This window comes from Acinetobacter sp. YH12102, assembly GCF_013419125.1.
In the GTDB taxonomy this organism is placed as follows: domain Bacteria; phylum Pseudomonadota; class Gammaproteobacteria; order Pseudomonadales; family Moraxellaceae; genus Acinetobacter; species Acinetobacter pseudolwoffii.
Genome location: NZ_VPAS01000001.1, coordinates 362,774 through 382,242, shown reverse-complemented (window position 1 = coordinate 382,242; position 19,469 = coordinate 362,774). Strand labels below are relative to the sequence as shown.

24 protein-coding genes are annotated in these 19,469 nt (G+C 45.1%); 13 read left to right on the top strand and 11 right to left on the bottom strand.

What is annotated here, in order from left to right:
- Window positions 1-53: 53 nt before the first annotated feature.
- Window positions 54-833, bottom strand: a complete 780-nt coding sequence (locus tag FTU42_RS01810; RefSeq protein WP_180082938.1) for an NRDE family protein — start codon at window positions 831-833, stop codon at window positions 54-56.
- Window positions 834-926: 93 nt separating this feature from the next.
- On the opposite strand from FTU42_RS01810, the gene lgt reads away from it, so the two are divergent.
- The 3 genes from lgt (at window position 927) to FTU42_RS01795 (ending at window position 2,598) form a co-directional block, all read left to right on the top strand.
- The gene (lgt, locus tag FTU42_RS01805) at window positions 927-1,736 is read left to right on the top strand and encodes a prolipoprotein diacylglyceryl transferase (protein ID WP_005095548.1); all 810 of its coding nucleotides are present in this window, start codon (window positions 927-929) and stop codon (window positions 1,734-1,736) included.
- A 90-nt stretch (window positions 1,737-1,826) separates the two neighbouring features.
- Window positions 1,827-2,219, top strand: coding sequence for a hypothetical protein (locus FTU42_RS01800; protein ID WP_005095547.1), 393 nt, complete (start codon window positions 1,827-1,829; stop codon window positions 2,217-2,219).
- Window positions 2,212-2,598, top strand: a complete 387-nt coding sequence (locus tag FTU42_RS01795; RefSeq protein WP_180082937.1) for a hypothetical protein — start codon at window positions 2,212-2,214, stop codon at window positions 2,596-2,598. The genes FTU42_RS01800 and FTU42_RS01795 overlap by 8 nt, the downstream gene beginning before the upstream one ends.
- Before the next feature lie 18 nt (window positions 2,599-2,616).
- On the opposite strand, the gene FTU42_RS01790 is transcribed toward FTU42_RS01795, so the two are convergent.
- Entirely contained in the window at window positions 2,617-3,132 is a 516-nt protein-coding gene (locus FTU42_RS01790; protein WP_005103142.1) for a hypothetical protein, read from the bottom strand.
- Window positions 3,133-3,532: 400 nt separating this feature from the next.
- Here FTU42_RS01790 and FTU42_RS01785 point away from each other — a divergent pair, with 400 nt between their 5' ends.
- The 6 genes from FTU42_RS01785 to msrA all read left to right on the top strand — a co-directional run bounded on the left by FTU42_RS01785 (window position 3,533) and on the right by msrA (window position 7,921).
- Complete coding sequence (locus FTU42_RS01785) at window positions 3,533-4,024, top strand: lipocalin family protein (RefSeq protein ID WP_100329265.1); 492 nt, start codon at window positions 3,533-3,535, stop codon at window positions 4,022-4,024.
- A 181-nt stretch (window positions 4,025-4,205) separates the two neighbouring features.
- Window positions 4,206-5,048, top strand: coding sequence for a thymidylate synthase (gene thyA / locus FTU42_RS01780; RefSeq protein WP_180071915.1), 843 nt, complete (start codon window positions 4,206-4,208; stop codon window positions 5,046-5,048).
- A gap of 97 nt (window positions 5,049-5,145) precedes the next feature.
- Complete coding sequence (locus tag FTU42_RS01775; RefSeq protein ID WP_180082950.1) at window positions 5,146-5,658, top strand: dihydrofolate reductase; 513 nt, start codon at window positions 5,146-5,148, stop codon at window positions 5,656-5,658.
- A 26-nt stretch (window positions 5,659-5,684) separates the two neighbouring features.
- A complete protein-coding gene (locus FTU42_RS01770) occupies window positions 5,685-6,731 on the top strand; it encodes a DUF4105 domain-containing protein (protein ID WP_180082936.1) in 1,047 nt (348 codons plus the stop codon).
- Between the two features lie 101 nt (window positions 6,732-6,832).
- Window positions 6,833-7,294 carry an META domain-containing protein gene (locus FTU42_RS01765; protein ID WP_180071914.1) on the top strand — a complete coding sequence of 154 codons (462 nt, stop codon included), beginning with the start codon at window positions 6,833-6,835 and terminating at the stop codon, window positions 7,292-7,294.
- 102 nt (window positions 7,295-7,396) lie between these two features.
- Entirely contained in the window at window positions 7,397-7,921 is a 525-nt protein-coding gene (gene msrA / locus FTU42_RS01760) for a peptide-methionine (S)-S-oxide reductase MsrA (protein WP_005095533.1), read from the top strand.
- Between the two features lie 65 nt (window positions 7,922-7,986).
- Here the strand turns inward: msrA and FTU42_RS01755 are convergent, their stop codons facing one another.
- From FTU42_RS01755 to FTU42_RS01735, 5 genes are all read right to left on the bottom strand, one after another.
- Entirely contained in the window at window positions 7,987-8,391 is a 405-nt protein-coding gene (locus tag FTU42_RS01755) for a biopolymer transporter ExbD (RefSeq protein WP_005172785.1), read from the bottom strand.
- The gene (locus FTU42_RS01750; protein ID WP_100534638.1) at window positions 8,391-9,014 is read right to left on the bottom strand and encodes a MotA/TolQ/ExbB proton channel family protein; all 624 of its coding nucleotides are present in this window, start codon (window positions 9,012-9,014) and stop codon (window positions 8,391-8,393) included. The genes FTU42_RS01755 and FTU42_RS01750 overlap by 1 nt, the downstream gene beginning before the upstream one ends.
- A 25-nt stretch (window positions 9,015-9,039) precedes the next feature.
- A complete protein-coding gene (locus tag FTU42_RS01745) occupies window positions 9,040-9,810 on the bottom strand; it encodes a TonB-dependent receptor (RefSeq protein ID WP_180078112.1) in 771 nt (256 codons plus the stop codon).
- A 193-nt stretch (window positions 9,811-10,003) separates the two neighbouring features.
- Window positions 10,004-10,870, bottom strand: coding sequence for a formyltetrahydrofolate deformylase (purU, locus tag FTU42_RS01740; protein WP_180082935.1), 867 nt, complete (start codon window positions 10,868-10,870; stop codon window positions 10,004-10,006).
- 48 nt (window positions 10,871-10,918) lie between these two features.
- Window positions 10,919-11,650, bottom strand: coding sequence for a TetR/AcrR family transcriptional regulator (locus FTU42_RS01735; RefSeq protein ID WP_180082934.1), 732 nt, complete (start codon window positions 11,648-11,650; stop codon window positions 10,919-10,921).
- Between the two features lie 115 nt (window positions 11,651-11,765).
- Between FTU42_RS01735 and FTU42_RS01730 the strand changes: the two genes are divergently transcribed.
- The 4 genes from FTU42_RS01730 to FTU42_RS01715 all read left to right on the top strand — a co-directional run bounded on the left by FTU42_RS01730 (window position 11,766) and on the right by FTU42_RS01715 (window position 15,635).
- A complete protein-coding gene (locus FTU42_RS01730; RefSeq protein WP_180082933.1) occupies window positions 11,766-13,214 on the top strand; it encodes a coniferyl aldehyde dehydrogenase in 1,449 nt (482 codons plus the stop codon).
- 165 nt (window positions 13,215-13,379) lie between these two features.
- The gene (rpmB, locus tag FTU42_RS01725; RefSeq protein WP_000048256.1) at window positions 13,380-13,616 is read left to right on the top strand and encodes a 50S ribosomal protein L28; all 237 of its coding nucleotides are present in this window, start codon (window positions 13,380-13,382) and stop codon (window positions 13,614-13,616) included.
- A gap of 12 nt (window positions 13,617-13,628) precedes the next feature.
- Complete coding sequence (gene rpmG / locus FTU42_RS01720) at window positions 13,629-13,784, top strand: 50S ribosomal protein L33 (RefSeq protein WP_001205031.1); 156 nt, start codon at window positions 13,629-13,631, stop codon at window positions 13,782-13,784.
- Between the two features lie 135 nt (window positions 13,785-13,919).
- On the top strand, window positions 13,920-15,635 hold the full coding sequence (locus FTU42_RS01715) for a cation:proton antiporter (protein WP_005172795.1): 1,716 nt from the start codon (window positions 13,920-13,922) through the stop codon (window positions 15,633-15,635).
- 222 nt (window positions 15,636-15,857) lie between these two features.
- Here the strand turns inward: FTU42_RS01715 and FTU42_RS01710 are convergent, their stop codons facing one another.
- The 4 genes from FTU42_RS01710 to FTU42_RS01695 all read right to left on the bottom strand — a co-directional run bounded on the left by FTU42_RS01710 (window position 15,858) and on the right by FTU42_RS01695 (window position 19,273).
- Entirely contained in the window at window positions 15,858-16,136 is a 279-nt protein-coding gene (locus FTU42_RS01710; protein ID WP_004278462.1) for a hypothetical protein, read from the bottom strand.
- Between the two features lie 105 nt (window positions 16,137-16,241).
- Window positions 16,242-16,745: a DUF6586 family protein gene (locus FTU42_RS01705; protein ID WP_005172799.1), complete on the bottom strand. Its 504-nt coding sequence runs from the start codon at window positions 16,743-16,745 to the stop codon at window positions 16,242-16,244.
- 204 nt (window positions 16,746-16,949) lie between these two features.
- Window positions 16,950-17,201, bottom strand: coding sequence for an RNA-binding protein (locus tag FTU42_RS01700; RefSeq protein WP_005095517.1), 252 nt, complete (start codon window positions 17,199-17,201; stop codon window positions 16,950-16,952).
- A gap of 83 nt (window positions 17,202-17,284) precedes the next feature.
- Window positions 17,285-19,273, bottom strand: a complete 1,989-nt coding sequence (locus FTU42_RS01695; protein ID WP_180082932.1) for an ATP-dependent helicase — start codon at window positions 19,271-19,273, stop codon at window positions 17,285-17,287.
- Window positions 19,274-19,469: the final 196 nt, after the last annotated feature.

Below are 19,469 nucleotides of genomic sequence, written 5' to 3'. Positions count from 1 at the left end.
TGAAGTGATTTAAAAAAATGCCGACATCTGTCGGCATTTTTCATATCCGGTGATTATTTCAGGCTAATTATTTTCTCAATAGTATGACCTGCGGTTGCACCTTGTTGTGACTTTTCGATCCAGTGCCATTTATCGTTGGTCATTCTCAAAAAATTGGAACAGCGGGTTCCATAGGCTAGACTTTGAATAAATGTCGACGATAGCAGCTGTTCCATTTCAACCGAAATGCCGGTATCTGGCAGCAGTTCAGGAATCACTTTACGTTCATCTTCCAGAATATCCCAGACTGCATGATACAGATCAGCTTCCGAAACTGACTGTTGTTGCAGCATCGGTAAAAATTCCTGGGTAAAGCGTTTGCGCAAATGTCGGGTCTTGTACCAGTCTTCACTCATCAGACCATTGGAAACCACATAGACGCCATGCGCCAGTACTTGTGGTGCTTCACCGCGATTGCTCATATATACGGCCTGATCTTGATTTCCAATAAAAAGATTAAAGCCGGCATAGTCACATTGACGTTGTTCCAGATCTTGAGCAAATCGGATCGGTGTTAAGTCAGAATCTAAAAAGTTCTGGATGATATGTCCACGTGAAGTCGGATAATGCCCTTTATCCTGTCCATCACGAAAATTGGTAATTACTGCCCAGCGACCGGAAGCGGTAATACCCATCCAAGTACCGCCCGACTGTAAATCCTGCCCGGCAATAATCGGACTATTTTCCCATTCATGTAATGCCTGTGTAGGCCGCTGATAGAATTCATCCCGATTTGAAATCAGACATAATGGGGTCTCATCCACAACCCACCAAGCCAGTGCCACGATACACATAATTTACGCTCTCGATCTTTACACATTGAATGTACAACATTTTTCTTTGCTTTCAGCTAAAATCTGTGCAAAACAGAATCACAAGGAACAGGAATGCTCACCTATCCCAATATTGATCCCGTCGCGATTTCGCTCGGGCCCCTGCAAGTCCACTGGTATGGACTGATGTACTTACTGGCATTTTTATTTGCCTGGGGATTGGCAACGTTTCGTGCCAAACAACGTGGCTGGACGCCAGATATGGTCTCTGACCTGATTTTCTTCGGTGCGCTTGGTGTCATCATCGGTGGCCGTGTCGGTTATGTCTTGTTCTATGGCTTTTCTCAGTTCCTCGCAGATCCTTTATGGTTATTCCAGATCTGGACCGGTGGTATGAGCTTCCACGGTGGTTTCCTCGGTGTCATTCTGGCCATGCTGTGGTGGTGCCGGAAATACAAGATGACCTGGTTCCAGACCCTGGATTTTATCGCACCCTGCGTACCAACGGGGCTGATGTTTGGCCGGATTGGTAATTTTATTGGCGGTGAATTGTATGGCCGTCAGGTGACCGATCCCAACTTTGCCTGGGGCATGATTTTCCCGACCGATCCTTTGCAGCTGGTGCGTCATCCATCACAATTGTATCAGGCGCTGTGTGAAGGCCTGATTCTGTTTATTGTATTGTGGTGGTTCAGTTCCAAGCCGCGTCCACGTATGGCGGTCTCTGCACTGTTCCTGATCGGTTATGGTCTGGCACGCTTCGTGGTCGAGTTCTTCCGTGAGCCGGACAATGGTCAGCTGTTTATTGGCTGGATGAGCAAGGGCCAGTTCCTGAGCCTGCCAATGATCCTGATTGGCTTGTGGATGATGTGGTATGCCTACCAAAAGAAAATCTATGATTGGGGTCCACAGAAAAACAGTTAAAACCAGCTTAATTGAGCGAGGCACAGGCCTCGCTTTTTTATAGCCAAAATATGCTAAAGTGCCGATTATCTTTTCGATTTCTTCATCACTATGCTTGAGTTCTGGTTCAATCCACAGGTGTCTGTTCTAAAAAAACTGTTGATCTTTATTGTGATTGCCGTGACAGCTGCAGTGTTGTACTGGATGGAACCGCTGCCCTTAGATGCAATTCTGATGTTTGTCGGTACGGGTGTGATTTTTCTGATTTGTCGTTACTGCAAAATCCACTTTGCCAGCAAAAATCCGACCGGTTTACTGTATAGACTACTAACCTGGATTCCAATTGCCTTATTGATTGCTTTAGTTTTTATGAACATGCAGCAGGGTGAAATCCTGATTCCGGGTGCACAAGGCATTGCTTTTATGGCACTGGCGATTTGCCTGTTTTCACCGCTATCGCTGCTCAATCAGAACTCTCACGATCCAGAGCCGCCACATGCTTGAATTTTGGTATTCCGAACGCTGTCACCGTCAAATCAAACTGATGGTGATTATTGCGACCTGTATTGTCATTTACGCAGCATCAACTGTGGCCCAGTTAGGTCCGGCGTTGATCGCAGTCAGTCTGGGTATTGGAATTGTCGTGCATTTACTGCATCATTTCCGCTTGAAAATTTCGAAATCCAATCCCTATGCAAATGGCTTTAGCGCCTTGAGCCGGGTGATTCCCATCATTGCCTTAATTACCCTGTTTGGCTATTTGCCTGAACAGCACCAACAATGGGGCAAATTTGCCTGGGGTCTGCAATGTCTTGGCTTTGCCGCGATTGGATTATTTATCGTTTCAATCTATGAAAGCCGTGCGAAGCGTTTTGAGGACTGATCACTTCGCAGTATTTTCTTAGAAGTAAGTTTCCAGACGATAGTAACTATAAGTCACGTTTTTATTGCGATAAACCGCATGATCTCGCTGTTTGAAATCCGATACCCAGGCACTACCTGAATAAGCCGCGATATGTCCATATTTATGTCCCTGAGTACGGTCAATAATATAGATATCGCCTTTTTTCGGCCGATCAAAAGAAGCATTAATTTTCTTATAGCCCAGCTGCATCAGGGTACTTCCCCAATCTGCCGCTGCGACTGGATGGTTCACAATTTTCGCACCAGAGGATTGCAGACCGACACGAATACTGCGCGCACATTTCTGTGTACTGGTATTTCGGGTAATGCCTTGCAGATAACTGGTAAATTTCTCGATATTGATACGATGGCCATTGCTTACGCCTGAAGCATTACGGACAGTGGCTTTGTGGGATGACTTTTTAGGTCTTTGCTCCGATTGGGAACGCACAATGATATTCGCTTGGACAGGAGCATATACTTCGCTCATGTTTACTTGATGATCATAGATCATGCCTTACCAACCGCTCCTCGCCTGTAATTTAGGCTTTCATATTGTTAACAAGCCGAGAATACTAGTCGTTTAAATGTTATCTTTCACATTAAAAATGTAAATAAATTTGTCTATTTTTGCGGCATTCAAATTAAGCCGTTCTTTCTAATACAGTTACAAAACCCATCATCTTTGCAAAAAAAATGTAAAGCAAAGCCAACTCCGACGCCTTGCAAAGTCTTTTCAGCCTGAAATACACAAAATGAGTCCTTATTTTTTTTCTACTCAAACGTGTGACTTTAAGCTGTAGCTCGGCCATTTTCAGACAACATTTCACTACATGATTACATCATTTTGAGCTTTGCACCCTGTATTACACTGATTCGGCATTTTTAAATATTGAACTAAACGGAGAAGAAAAATGAGTCAGACTTTAAGTACCGTTTCAAATTTTAATTTAGAACAATATTTAGGCACCTGGTATGAAATTGCACGTTTGCCGATGAAACACCAACCCGAGAACAGCACCGATATTTCTGCGGTATATAGCTTAAATGAAAATGGCAAGGTTCGGGTTCAGAACCGCTGTCTGGATGGTGAGGGTAAGCTGGATGAAGCCATTGCTGAAGCGACCATTGTCGATGCAGAACATGCCAAGCTCGAAGTCAGTTTTTTACCTGAAGGCCTGCGTTGGATTCCGTTTACCAAGGGCGATTATTGGGTATTAAAAATCGATCCGGATTATCAGACGGCCCTTGTGGGCGAACCTGGTAAAGAATACTTATGGCTGCTACATCGCGGGACGACTTTAGATGAAGCCACTCAACGTGAATATTTAAGCTATGCAGAATCCTTAGGTTATGATCTGTCCGATCTGATTCACACCGTGCATACTGGCCATAAAACGGCTTAATTTACTGTACAAAGACCTCTATCAGGAGGTCTTTTTTATTCTGGTTTGAGCGATGAAAGCTCATCAAAAAATGCTATGATATGCGCAATTTAAATTGTCCCTTTCGACAGCAAATTATTTTTGAAATAATCTATACTGCTGTTAAAACGGCGATTTTCAACAGATTTAAATAGAGAGACCTATGCGCCAATATCTTGACCTTTTACAACACATTCTCGACAACGGCGGCGATAAAGGCGACCGTACCGGTACAGGGACACGTTCGGTATTTGGTCATCAGATGCGCTTTGATCTTTCCCAAGGTTTCCCTTTACTCACCACCAAAAAAGTTCATTTCCGTTCTATCGTGATTGAATTATTATGGTTTTTAAAAGGCGACACCAACGTTCAATATTTAAAAGATCATAAAGTTTCGATTTGGGATGAGTGGGCAACCGCCGAACAGACCGCACGTTTTGGCCGCCCTGAAGGTGAACTGGGGCCAGTTTACGGTCACCAGTGGCGTAATTTTGGTGCCAGCAAAAATGCAGATAATAGCTATAATCAGGATGGTTTTGACCAGATCAAATGGTTGATTAATGAAATTAAAACCAATCCGAATTCGCGCCGTCTGATTGTATCTGGCTGGAATCCGAATGAAGCGGGCCAAGTGGCATTACCGCCTTGCCATACCCTGTTCCAGTTCTTTGTCCACAATGGCAAATTGTCTTGTCAGCTGTATCAGCGTAGCGCCGATGTTTTTCTCGGTGTTCCATTTAATATCGCCAGCTATGCCCTGTTGACACATATGATCGCGCAAGTCTGTGAGCTGGAGGTCGGTGATTTTGTCTGGACCGGTGGCGATACACACCTGTATAGTAATCACTTCGAGCAAGCGCAATTACAACTCAGCCGTGAGCCCTTGGGCCTGTGCCAACTTAAATTGAATCCTGAAATCAAAAACCTGTTCGACTTCAAATTTGAAGATATTGAAATTATTGGTTATGAATCACATCCGGGGATTAAGGCACCCGTTGCAGTGTAAATGTTCCCAAACCAAAGAAAATCAAAATCCCACTTTGCTTAAAGTGGGATTTTGCATTTTAATAGGAGCAAATTTTTATTTGTTTTTGAGTGTAGGTATGGCATTTCAGGATTTAGAAGTCGTTCATGTCGTTGCAATGGATCAGCAGCGCTGTATTGGTAAGGACAATGACCTGCCTTGGCATATCTCAGCCGATCTCAAGCATTTTAAAGAAATCACTCAGGGCGGTGTAATTGTCATGGGCCGCAAGACCCTTGAGTCGATGGGGCGTGTGCTCCCTAAACGCGTGAACTTGGTCATTACCCGTGATCCTGACTGGTCTTTTCAAGGCACTAAAGTTGCTCATAACATTGAAGATGCGCTTATTCAGGCAGTTACTGATGTGCAAAACTCAGAAAAACCGACGTCTATTTTCATTATTGGTGGCGGTGAAATCTTTAAACAGACCATGGACATTGCCGACCGTCTGGAACTGACCCATGTTGACCTGGATGTACAAGGTCATGCCTATTATCCTGAAATTCCGGCAGAATTCAAAAAAGTCGCGACCGAGCAACATATTGACGACAAAACCGGGATTGCTTTTGAGTTTGCAACCTACAGAAAATAAAGTCTATTTCTCATGAAAAAGTGACTATGCAGGGACGCGAATATATTTCCAAGCACTGGATTCTGTGGCTGCTGGGTAGCCTGTTTATCCTCTTTGTCATTCTGTCGAGCCTGTGGCTCAGCCTGATGCTCTGGGTTCAGCAACCTCTCGGCAAGATTGGCAGCTTGATCCTGATTGGTGTTTGGTTAACGTTTTCCCTGCTGGTACTCGGGATCTACTTCACCCGGCACCTGATCTCGCGTAAAGTCGATAGCATTCTATATCTTCTGGTCTTTCTGTTTTGTCTGCTGGGCTATTTTAGTCTGGAAGCGCGTCAGGATCGAGAGTGGAATCCTGAGGTTTCCCAGCTTCTGCATTATGAGCAGCAAGGCGATCAGGTTACCTTACACAATATCCGCAACTTTGACTGGCAGGCCGATGGTCGCTATATCGAACGCTGGGAAAGCCGCAGTTTTGATCTGAATCAGATTACTGGCGTGAACATCATTACTTCCTACTGGATGGGGCCTAAAATTGCCCATACCCTGGTCAGCTTCGATTTTGCCAATCAAAAGCCACTCACCTTCTCGATTGAAATCCGCAAGGAAAAGAATGAAGAGTTTTCAGCGATTGGTGGCTTTTTCCGAAAATATGAACTGAGTCTGGTCGCATCGGATGAAAAGGATATTGTCTATACCCGTAGCAATGTCCGTGGTGAACAGGTCTATTTTTTCCCAGTCAAAATGCCGCAAGCTCAGGCTAAAGCCTTATTCAAAGAATATCTGGCCCAGGCCGATGAATTGGCCAGAGAACCCAAGTGGTATAACACCCTGACCAGTAATTGCACCACTCTGGTCTTTGATATGGTTCAGGCAGTATCGCAACAACAATTGCCTTCAGATTATCGACTGTTAGCGTCCGGCTATTTACCGAATTATCTCTATGATCTGAAAGTGCTGGATCAATCCTGGGATATGCACACCTGGTACCAACGGGCGCATGTGAATCCACGAGTCAAACAGAGCGCCGATCTGTCCAGCCAGGAATATTCGCAGCGACTTCGTCAAGGCCTGCCTGCACCTCAGACGCATTAACTGGCGTTTTATTACTGTAAATAAAGATACAAAACCGACTGGAACCCGGATCATTTTTTTGTTTATATACAAATAGCTAGTCAATAATCAGAGTATCTTTCATGCTAAAAAAATTAACTGCAATCGCCCTATTGGGTTCAGTATTGGCTGTAATGGGCTGCGAAACCGTACCGAATACCGCCACCACACAAACCACGAATCATTTACAACTTTTGCAAAATCGTACCTGGATTGCCACACAGATTGGCAATACTGAAATCAAGACCGCAGCTACTGCACCTCATCTTCCAAGTCTGCAATTTGATGCCAGTACCCAGCGTGTTTCCGGTTCAGATGGCTGTAACCGGGTTATGGGCAGCTATACCGCAGGCAAAGACAGCCTGCATTTAAGCCAGATGGCAACAACACGCATGGCCTGTATGCATAATGATCAGCTTGATCAGAAATTTAATGAAGCTTTAGCCAAGGTGACGCATTATCAGGTATTTGGTAAAACCCTAAAACTATTGGATCGTCATGGTAATGTGTTAATTCAGCTGGAAAGTGCAGTTCAGCCACGTTAAGACTTCCCTACAAAAAGCCTGTATTGGCGGGCTTTTTTATCTTTCATACTGATGGGCCAGGATTCAACCATCAGCCCAGTTCAATCGAATGAGGAATCAGCCATGCAACAAGCACTTTTTGGTGGTGGATGCTTTTGGTGTACCGAAGCGGTATTTTTACAAATTCAGGGCGTTCAGCAAGTCCTGAGTGGCTATGCCGGCGGTCATACCCCTGAGCCAAATTATGAGGCCGTGTGCGGCGGTGAAACCGGCCATGCTGAAGTTATTCTGGTTGATTTCGACGAAAACCAGATCAGCTATGCCCAGCTCCTTGAGGTGTTTTTTGCGACGCATGATCCAACCACTTTGAACCGTCAGGGCAATGACGTCGGCACCCAATATCGTTCCGTGATTTATTATCTGAATGCTGAACAAAAAACTCAGGCAGAAGCAGCCATGGATGCTTTAAAAAATGAAGGCCTGAATATTGTGACTGAACTCAGCCCGATGCCGACCTTCTATCCTGCTGAGGAATATCACCAAAATTTCTTTGCGAAAAACCCAAACCAAGGTTACTGCAATTTTGCCATTCCGCCAAAACTGAATAAATTACGCAGTAAATTTATGACTTTGTTAAAAACCCATTAATTTGCATAAAAAATGGGGATAAAAAAAGCGACTGAAATCAGTCGCTTTTTTTTGTTAGCTGAATCTTAGTTATCGGTTGCAAAGGCAATATCGCTGAGTCCGGCTCCACTCGCACGCGACATGACTTGAGCTACCGTGTCATAACGGGATTCTTTATCTGCTTTCAGCACAATCGTCGGCTGACGTTCAGTCTGACCTGCTTCATTAAAACGGGTCTGCAATTCGTCTAGGGTCAGGACATTGCCATTCCAGGCAATCTCACCTTCCGCATTGATGCTGATTGTGACATTTTCAGGCGGCAGATCAATAATCTCCGCAGTGGTTTGTGGCAAGGTTAATGGAATTGATGGGTTCGCAACGGTCGCTGTCACCAAGAAGATGATCATCAATACCAACATAATGTCGATGAGGGGAATGAGGTTCATCTCATTCATACCTACATCGTTGTCTTCACCCAGTTGAAAAGCCATTAAGCTTGACCTCCCACTAAACTCTGTTGTGTTACTTTTTCATCAGACTTTTTTGTAGCAGATTCCTGTTGCAACATGGTGTCAATCAACAAGCCATGTGCCTGATCTTGTAACTCATGCGCCAAACCACGATTGAAACGCACACAGATGTTATAAGCCAGTACCGCAGGAATCGCGACGGCCAAGCCTAGACCCGTCATGATCAAGGCTTCACCGACTGGGGTTGCCACTTGTGCCAGACCAGCCTGACCGCTTTTACCCACTGCAACCAGCGCATGGAAAATACCCCACACGGTACCAAACAAACCGACAAATGGTGAAATCGAAGCAATCGTACCGAGGACGGATACCCCTTTTTCAGCATTGGCTTTTTCGGCTGAAATCTGACGTAACAACGCCTGTTCTGCCACTGCCTTACGCTGTTCAAAGCCCAAAGGAGCCAATTTGGTTTTCAGTTGCTCCAATGCTTGAGACAGCTGGGTATAAGCAACTTGTTTAAGCTGGCGAGTGCCCATTAAACGCAGCACAAAAATGGTCCATGTCGCAATCGACATTGCCAATAACACGAAGTACAGCGTTTTACTGACTGCATCAGCGTGTTGCCAATAAACTGAAAAGTTCATCTTCGAACTCCTAATGGGTTAGCCGTTATTTGGTAATTTGAAAATCGAAAGGCTGCTCAACCCGGGTTGGATAAGCCACACCATTTTCCACATATTTGGTTAGTTGCGCGCGGCGTACCGCTGCTTCAACTTTACGGTTCACTGCCGAGCTACAATCCGAATTACGTGCAGTCGCAGAAACCACTTTACCCTGCTCATTTGCCGCCACATCGACTACCATCGAACAAGTCGCTCTTAACTCACCTGAAGACAAGGAAACTTTCGGTGCGCGCTGCCAGCTCACCCCCCCCCCAATCGAGACACTTTTTGGTGATGGCGGCGCAGCAGGTGCTGGCGGTGCTACAGGCGCAGGTGGCGCGACTGGAGCTGGTGCCGGTTGCACTTTGGTTTCGGTGACCACTGTCGGTACCACCGGACTTGGGGTTGGTTTAGCTTCAACGGGTGGTGCTTTCACGACTTTAGGTGCTTCTGCCTTCTTCACCTGTTCTATTTTTTCAACTTTTTTCGGTGGTGGTGGCAGCGGTTTATCTACAATTTTGACTTCTTTGGGCTTAGGCGGCTCTTTTTGTGGCTCGGCCTTCGGCTTTGGCGGTAAAGGTTTTGGTGCTTCCTGCAATTTCACAAAGCGCACTTTGAGCGGCTCTTTCTCTATAGGCTTAAGCTCTGGTGCGTCCATCTGGCTCACTGCCCACAATAGGCCCACATGTCCAACGAACACGGCCGCCAGAATCGAGATGACTTTCTTTTTCATCTTGTTGGGCGGTGTAGGTGGCATGGGAGCAGCAACTTGACTCATTAAATCTATTACCTTGAGGAGATGATGTGAAACAAACAATCAAGCTCATCGGTTAGCACAATTAAAGTACGCCAATAATAAATGAGAAGTGTTTTCATTTGCAACTACTAATCATACCTTTCACTGATTTTTTTTGCATCAAAACAAAAAAAGGCACACTAAAAGTATGCCTTTTTAAATAGGGATGCAAGTTTTATTGGAACACTACAGTTTTATTGCCATCGACAATAATACGGTCTTCCAGATGCCATTTCACTGCACGTGCCAGTACATTACGTTCTACATCCTGACCGAGTTCACGCAACTGTTCAACGGTAAAGTCATGATTGACACGTTCTACGTCCTGCTCGATGATCGGACCCTGATCCAGATCGGCAGTAACATAGTGTGCAGTCGCACCGATCAGCTTGACACCTTTTTCATGCGCCTGCTTATACGGATTTGCACCGACAAATGCGGGCAGGAATGAATGGTGAATATTGATCACTTTCATTTCCCACTTGCTGACAAATTCTTCATCCAGAATCTGCATATAACGCGCCAGCACCAGTAAGTCATTGCCCTGCATCAACTGGTCGATTTCTGCATAAGCTTCAGGCTTGTTGTCTTTGGTCACCGGCACGACTTCGAATGGAATGCCAAAGTTTTCAACTGCTTCGCGTAAAGTCTCGTGATTCGATACTACTTTGGTAATTTCACAAGGCAGACCACCACGCGCATGACGCCATAACAGCTCAAGCAAGGCATGATCGACTTTAGACACCAGAATACCGACTTTCTTCACGTCACTGACCAGAGCTAGACGCCATTGCATGCCATAGCGTTCCGCCACATTCGCTGCAAAAGTCTGGGTAATACTTTCTTTACGACTTTGAAGATTATCTAATTCAAATTCAACGCGCATGAAGTAACGTCCGCCCTGCGCTGCTGTCGCATATTGGTCAAGCGCAGTAATGTTGGCACCTTGATGATACAAGAAGCTCGAAACAGCCTGCACGATGCCCGGCTTGTCTTCACAAGTAATCAATAAACGTGCGGTGTTAGCAGTCGTCATATTCATGTTGGTTTAAGTCACTAATCAGTTAAATTAAAAAATAAGCCGAGTATTCTAGCGCGTTTCTTGGATATTCTGAATAGTTTGTTCAGATTCAGAATCTTTAGACGACGACAGGCTGGCAAAAAGTTCCGAAGAGCCCAAACTATTCAATAAACCTTCATAAGTTTGACGACTTTCACCACGTAAATACGCCCCTTCCAGGAATACCATTTGACGGAGTGCCTGCCAGACCCATTTTTCTTCCAGAGTATTGGAATCAGTCAGATGACCTGACATATACAGGAAGTTGGTCCAGTTGGTCAGTACAATCCACAGGTTAATAATCAGTGCTTCAATCTCTGAATCGGTCATGTCCATCAGGCCTGCATTAACAAAGCCCTTATAGATTTTCTGGCCCTGTTGCATTACCTGCCCGGCAAAGCGTGGATACATCTTGCGAAAATCTTCGTTATTTTCCACCAGATGATAGACATCACGATGCAGGAAACGATAAGCCCATAACTGGCTGCTCAGTACCTGAAAATAATGCACCTTGTCATTGGCATCCAGCGCACGGTCATCCGGCAGTGCCAGCATTTCCAAGGTCTGGTGCTGGTACTGTTCCATCAATTCTTTAATAATTTCATTTTTATTGCGGAAATGATAATACAGGTTACCCGGGCTCATGCCGAGTTCAGCCGCAATGTGATTGGTGGTCACCGATCGTTCGCCACGCTCGTTAAACAGCTGCAAACTGAGCTGCAAGATACGCTCTTTAGTTTTTAAGGTTTTGGTTTGGGACATCCTAAAATAACCATTCAGTTCATGCATTAGCAGGCTAACACACAAAGTCACTTGACTAATTAGAGTATTTGCTCTAAAAATTAATTAATCGATTTTTGAATAATGGTAGTGCGGCATGAACAGTCACACAAAAACAACATCAATGACACCACATTTTTTTGATAGCCAATATCTGAATGAAGTCTTGGCGCAACAAAAACACGCTTACTTACACTACCCTCTGCCGACTGCAAAGGAACGTATCGATCGTTTAGCTCGACTTAAGCGTATCTTAGTTAAGTATCAAGATCAATTTGCAGAGGCAATTAATCAGGATTATGGTAACCGCTCGATTGGGGAAACCAAAATTGGTGAACTACTCACCTGTCTGGAACATATCAAATATTATAGCAAAAACTTGACCCGATGGATGAAACCCTCCAAGCGTCATGTCGGCATTATTCATCAACCGGCCAAAGCTTGGGTGCAATATCAGCCTTTGGGCGTGATTGGGATTATTGCACCGTGGAACTATCCATTGTTGCTGTCCATTGGCCCGCTCATTTGTGCATTGGCTGCCGGCAACCACGCCATGATCAAGATTTCTAGTGCATCGGCTGCGTTTGGTGAAGTGCTTGAAAAAGCCTTGGCAGAAGCCTTTCCGAAAGAGCTGGTCGCAGTGGTCAATGGTGGCGGTGTGATCTCAGATGCTTTCTGTCGTCTAGCCTTCGACAAAATGATTTTTACCGGCTCGACTGCTGTGGGTAAAACCGTGATGGCAGCCGCAGCAGAAAATCTGGTTCCGGTGATTCTGGAACTCGGGGGCAAGTCTCCAGTCCTGGTACATCCATCAATTGATCTGCGTGATGTCGCACAGCGGATTGCGGTGGGCAAACTCTGGAATGCCGGTCAAACCTGTGTCGCACCGGACTATATGTTCCTGCCTCGTGGCAAGACGGCAGAATTTATTGATCATTTTAAAGCCTGTGTCGAAAGCATGTATCCGGATATCACCCATAATCAGGATTACACCTCGATTATTAATGACAAACAATATAACCGTCTGCAAGGCTATCTGGATGATGCACGTGAACAGGGTGCTCATGTTATTGAAATCAATCCGCGCCATGAAAATTCCGCTGATCTGCGTAAAATTTCCCCCACCATTGTGACCAATGTCACACCAAGCATGCAGATCATGCAGCATGAAATCTTTGGTCCACTGCTGCCAATCATGGAATATGATCAAATTGATGAAGTTATCGACTTTATTAATAGCCGTCCACGCCCACTTGCTTTATACTACTTCGACTTTGATCAAGCGCGTGCTGATTATGTCGCACAGCGTACCCATTCAGGGCATTTCGGGCAAAATACGGTATTAACCCATGTTGCACAAGACGATCTACCATTTGGGGGTGTCGGTGCATCAGGTATGGGGAAATATCACGGTCCAGAAGGCTTCTTCAGTTTGTCGCATGAACGCTCGGTAATGTCGAATCCAAAGCTGTATAGCTTGAAATACATTCTGCCGCCGTTCAATAAACCGATTCACAAGCTGATTTCGAAGACACTTCTCCGTTAAATGATCAAGGCATGAGCTATCGATATAGCTCGTGCTGCGTTTTGACGAAAATCGCTTGTCTTTTAAGCGCATTTTTGATATAAAACGCCCCTTGAATGATTTCAATCCGTTTATTTTTGACTGGCCATACAGATTTGCTGTTGGCTAAATCAATGGAGTTACACCATGTCTAAGGTTTGCCAAGTTACCGGCAAGCGTCCAGTCGTTGGTAACAACGTCTCACACGCCAACAACAAAACTAAACGCCGGTTCGAGCCGAACCTGCACCACCACCGTTTCTGGTTAGAAAGCGAAAAACGTTTTGTACGTCTTCGTTTAACCACTAAAGGTATGCGTATTATCGACAAATTGGGCATTGAAAAGGTTGTTGCTGACCTACGTGCTCAAGGTCAAAAGATCTAAGGAGTCTGAACCATGCGTGATAAAATTCGCTTAGTTTCTTCAGCTGGTACAGGTTATTTCTATACCACGACTAAGAACAAACGTACTATGCCGGAAAAAATGGAAATCAAAAAATTTGATCCAAAAATCCGTCAACACGTAATCTTCAAAGAAGCTAAAATCAAATAATTTTGGCTTTTTAAAAAAAACGACCCTTTCAGGTCGTTTTTTTTTGCATTTTTTTTACCCCACTTGATAAACTTTCTACATGTTTTGGCACTTTTTGTGCTTATTTCCCAGCAAACCTAACTAAAGGAGTATTTAGTGCCACATGACGTAGAACTCATTATATTATTGGCTGTTGGTTTTGGCTTAGCCCTGGTTTTTGGCTATATCGCTGCACGTCTGCGCCTCCCTCCACTTATCGGCTATCTGGTGGCCGGCATTCTGATTAGTCCCAATACACCCGGTGTGGTCGGCGATATTCATCTGGCCAACCAGCTGGCAGAATTAGGTGTCATGTTCCTGATGTTCGGGGTCGGGATGCATTTCTCGCTAAGTGATCTGATGCAGGTGCGGCGGATTGCATTGCCCGGTGCAATTTTGCAAATTGCAGTCGCCACTCTGCTCGGAGTGGGAGTCTCGATGTTATGGGGCTGGAGCTTTGGCTCTGCGCTCGTATTCGGTTTAAGCCTATCCTGTGCCAGTACGGTGGTTCTACTCAAAGCACTCGGTGATCGTGGTCTGCTCGATTCAATTAATGGCCGGATTGCCGTCGGTTGGCTTTTGGTCGAAGATCTGGTCATGGTCTTGGCCTTGGTATTATTGCCGGCCACTGCCTTACTTCTAGGCGGACAAGCACTTGAAGGTGCGAGCGATGAAAATATCTGGGCCACTTTAGGCATTACCCTGCTGAAAGTCGCAGGCTTTATTGCCTTTATGCTGATTATTGGTAAACGTCTGGTGCCGATGATCATCCAAGTCGTGGCACGTCTGGGTTCTCGTGAGCTGTTTACCCTGACTGTGGTCGCTGCGGCCATCTCGATTGCCTTTGGGGCCTATAAGGTTTTTGGGGTATCTATGGCGCTGGGGGCTTTCTTTGCCGGGATGGTGGTGAAAGAGTCAGATTTCAGTCATCGCGCGGAACAAGAAACCTTGCCGCTGCGTGAAATCTTCTCAATCTTATTCTTTGTTTCTGTCGGCATGCTGTTTGATCCGCGTATTTTACTGGAACAGCCACTCCATGTGCTGACAGTCGTCGGCATTATTCTGATTGGTAAAACTCTTGCAGCAATGGCACTGGTATTGTTCTTCCGCTATCCAATCAATACCGCGCTGACTGTTGGCGCTTCGCTGGCACAGATTGGTGAATTTTCATTTATTTTGGCAGCACTTGGGGTGTCACTGAATCTGCTTTCACTAGAAGGTCAAAACCTGATTCTGGCGGGTGCATTGATCTCGATCACTCTTAATTCCTTTATCTTCTCCGCGATTGAACCGGTACAAAAATGGATTCGGGAACGCTCGACCCTGGCACGCTTACTGGAACGCAGTGGTGATCCATTGGCAATGTTACCCGATGAAGTTTCACAGGATTACTTGCGTGATCAGGTGGTGCTGATTGGTCATGGTGAAGTGGGTCGTCGTATTACCCGCTCATTAATGGAAGAAAATATCAAGGTGGTTATTGCAGAAGAAAACCGCGATATTGTCGAAAATCTGCGTGAAAAAGGTATTGCCGCGGTTTCAGGCGCTGCGACTGAAGCCGGTGTTTTGATCCAGGCGCATATTCAACATGCGCGCTTACTGGTCATTTCCCCTATGGATATCATCGATATTCATAAAATTGTAGATATTGCCAAGACCTTGAATCCGAAAATTCAGGTATTGGTCTGTGCCGAAAGCAAGGAAGAAGCTGAAGCGATCCGTCGTGATAATATCGGCGCGGTGTATTATGCCAAAGAAGAAATGGCGAAAAATATGAGTAATCATATTTTAAACCAGATCGAAATTGCGCATCAGCATCCCCCTTCTCATTAATCTCTCTGCATAAAAAAAGTTGCCCAATGTGGCAACTTTTTTTATGCATAATCACAAGATTTTTTGTAATAAGCTGACTTCAAATCATCAGGAGTAAAATCAAAGAAACGAGGTTTTCATTTCTTGAAACTCACCTTGAGCTCGTACTTAAAATCTAACTTATTCCCCAACCCTTTAAAATCAAAAGCACACCGATAGTGTGCTTTTGAATACATTGTAATCTTAACTCATATACTTCGGCTCTTCATCTACGACTTCAGCCTGCCATTCATTGACCTGCTGTTCCAGCAAGCCATACAGGGCCGCCTGAATCATCTGCTGCGCAATCACAGGCGTCTGCTCTCCGAGTAGAGCCTTCACCTCGTCATTAAACTGAATCATGACCAAAGGCTGTTTATGCGAACCTGCATTGCGTAAAGCCAAGGCACCACCTTCAAGTTGAACGAGTTCTAAAATCGCGTCTTGATTACCAAATAAGTCTTTCAACTGTTCTATAGACATATATCCTCCATGTTCAACATGGTGGCAAAGAGCCGGGTGCACTTTGCATCATTAGAGTAATTGATATAGGGTTAAAAATTCTAATTTCAAGTACGGTCGATCCGATTAAAATTCAATCATCTCATTGCGAAAACCATCGATGAGTTGTGTTAAGTCACGATGCCATTCTCTTAATATAGCAGGATCAGGTAACCATGCTTGTGGAGACTGTGTGACTTTAATGATGAGATTTGAGGAGGTTTCGTCTTCGGGTTCCGGTGTACTCGGTTCAGGCGCATACTGGCACAGACGATAGGCACGTTTCAGTTCAGCAATGAAACCGCTCTTGGATAAGTGTTGTAATACGGCTACTTCGGGTGAAATCTGGCCTTTGGCTGCCATTAGTTCTTCGATCGATTTCAGCGTCGGATTGGCATCATTAAGGCGATAGTAACGCACCAGTTCCTGCAAAAATGCCAATAAAGCGCCATGTAAATGAAATACAGTCGCCTCACGTTGTGCCTGAGCCTGTTGCACATGCTGGGTTTGCTCTGCCTGCTGGCAGGCAAGACGGGCAAAATACAGTTTTTGATTGGTACGGTCCGCATGATAGCGAGCAACACGGGTCATTGATATTTCCTAAGGTTTTAAACAAATTTTGGCTTTTATAAAGTAAAAGGTTCGCTTTCATTTCGCAATCAAAACATGTTTAAACTGAATCCATCCAGTACTGAAATCCAGAAAATCTAACTGCCTGCACGAGTACAACCATGAGCACAACAAGGTTAAATTTCAGCCATAAAAAAGGAGCATATCAAGTGCTCCTTTTCCAGTTTAAGCCTCGGGCTTATCTTCTGCTTGTTTTACCCGGATTCCATGTCCGTGCAAGCGCAAAGTATTCAGGCCTTTAATGGCTTTGATGGCTTCACGTGCATGCGGCATTTCTACAAAGGCAAAACCTTTTGATTTCCCGGTTGCCGCATCGAGCACCAAAGTACAAGTATTCACTGTGCCATATTCCTGGAACAACTTCAGCAACTCGGCTTCTGTGACCGTACGTTCTAAATTACGAACTAAAATTTTCATCTGATAACCTTAAGAAGATAGGCAAAAAATATCAAAAAGCACGCGCCTACTCTACTTTTTGTATGCAACAACTTTGCTATAGTTTAATCGAGATCAATGCCAAAATCTAAATTAATCGATTGACGTTCAATTAAGGCACTTTTCACGGTCTGCTGCCGGGTTTTGTAATGGGTTTCCGTGGTGCATAAATGCCGGGTGAGATCATTCAAGAAATAACTTGCGACTTTACGTCCCTGCGCATCGACCGTTTCCCGCGCCCAGTGATTCAGATTTTGTTTGGTTAGAATCAATTCATTTTTGGCTCGGGTCAGCGCCACATACAGCACACGACGTTCTTCTTCAACATCATCAAAGTCGCCTTGGGCGCGTGCATGCGGATAATTTCCCGGCGTGACATTGGCCACATAACAGACATTCTGTTCGGTGCCTTTGGCCGAGTGAATGGTGATTAAGGTCACTACATCATGATCCGACTGACGTTCAATTTCCGAGATTGACACCGGATCCAGTACATATTCCTCTAAAAATTCACTCAGCTGCGAATGCTTCGAGGCCAATTGTTTAACCAGTTCAAAATCACTTTGGCGACGTGGCCAGTCCTTTTTATAGTTTTCCGCCAGTTGAGATTCAATCGCCTGAATCGCAAGACTGACACAGGCTTGTACCTCCCCTTTGAGCACATTCATCTGCTGCATGATCAGAATGGTTTCTAGCGGTATCTTGCCAAACTGTTCTAATTTCTTTGCAATCTGATCCATTTCTGGTTCAGCCAATAGCTGCTGTGACAGCTTGCTGGCACCGACATCACCGACACCATTCCACAGGGTTAAGAAACGCATCCAGGCGATATCATCCAATGGATTGGCGACCACACGCAGCATGCTGAGCAAATCTTTGACATGTGCCGTTTCCAGCAGCTTCATACCGCCAATAAATCGATACGGTACATTGGCCGCGATACAGGCTGCTTCAATATGCCGCGCGGCAAAACTGGAACGCACCAGTACCATATGTTCGCCCCATTTGCTGCCCTGTAAATAATGACGCTCTTTAATATCAATTGCGATCCATTTGGCTTCATCAAACTCATTCGGAAATATATGCATGCGCGGCTTTAGGCCCTCGCCACGATAAGCTTCCAGACGTTTGTCATATTTGATTTCAGACTGATCCAGCAGCCAGTTGGACAGATCCAGAATTTCCTGGGTCGAGCGGTAGTTTTTTTCCAGTTTAAAAATCTGCGCATCTGGTACCCGTTCTTTGAAATGATGAATATTTTCAAAGTCTGCGCCACGGAAACCATAAATCGACTGGGCATCATCGCCGACACAAAACAGGCTGATCCGGTCTTTCAGTGGCTCCAACAAAGCCCATTGCAATGGATTGGTATCCTGCATTTCATCGACCAGCATATGTCGACAGATTGACGCCACATAATCGACCAAACCTTCTGATTGTGCCAAAGCTGTCGCCACCACTGCCAGAATATCGTCATAATCCAGAAAGCTGCGTGCCTGCTTACGTGCTTCGTACTCTTTCATAATCTCGGCAATCTGGTCTTTTAAGGCCAGATATTCCGGCATCTGCTTTTCCAGCGCGAGACTGAGCTTCTGCCGAGTATTACGTGCAAAGGAATATAAATCGCAGAGTTCTTGTGGCTTGGGCAGATGATTGGGATTTTTTTTGTCATCACGGCCACGAATCAGACGGAACATCATCAACTGATCATCACGATCAATAATCGAGAACTGTTCCAGACCAAAGGCCTTCGGAATACGGCGCAACAGATACATACAGAAAGTATGAAAAGTCGAGGCACGCAAACCTTTGGCTTGATCCCCCAAGGCTAATTCCACCCGCGCTACAATTTCACTGGCTGCACGGCGGGTAAAGGTCAGAATCTGAATCTGGTTGGCGGGTACACCCTGCTCAATCAGGTAAGCTGCACGTGCCACGATGGTCTTGGTTTTGCCACAACCTGCCCCGGCCAGCACCAGACTATGTTTTGTTTCTGTGGTCGCTGCTTGCTTTTGTTGGGGATTTAATTCATCAATCAGGTTGGCTAAACTCATTTTCACTCATCGTTTTGTGGATGGCTGTAGTTTAGCAGATCGCTCTTATAATTATGGCTTTTCATCCGCCCTGAAACAGCAGCAAATTTTATCTCTTGATTTGTTTGCTATAGGGTCGACAGCATAGATGCCGTCTGCTGGATTGAGATATAGGAACATACCCTCAATCCAGCAAAGGATTTCTGTTACCTTGCGA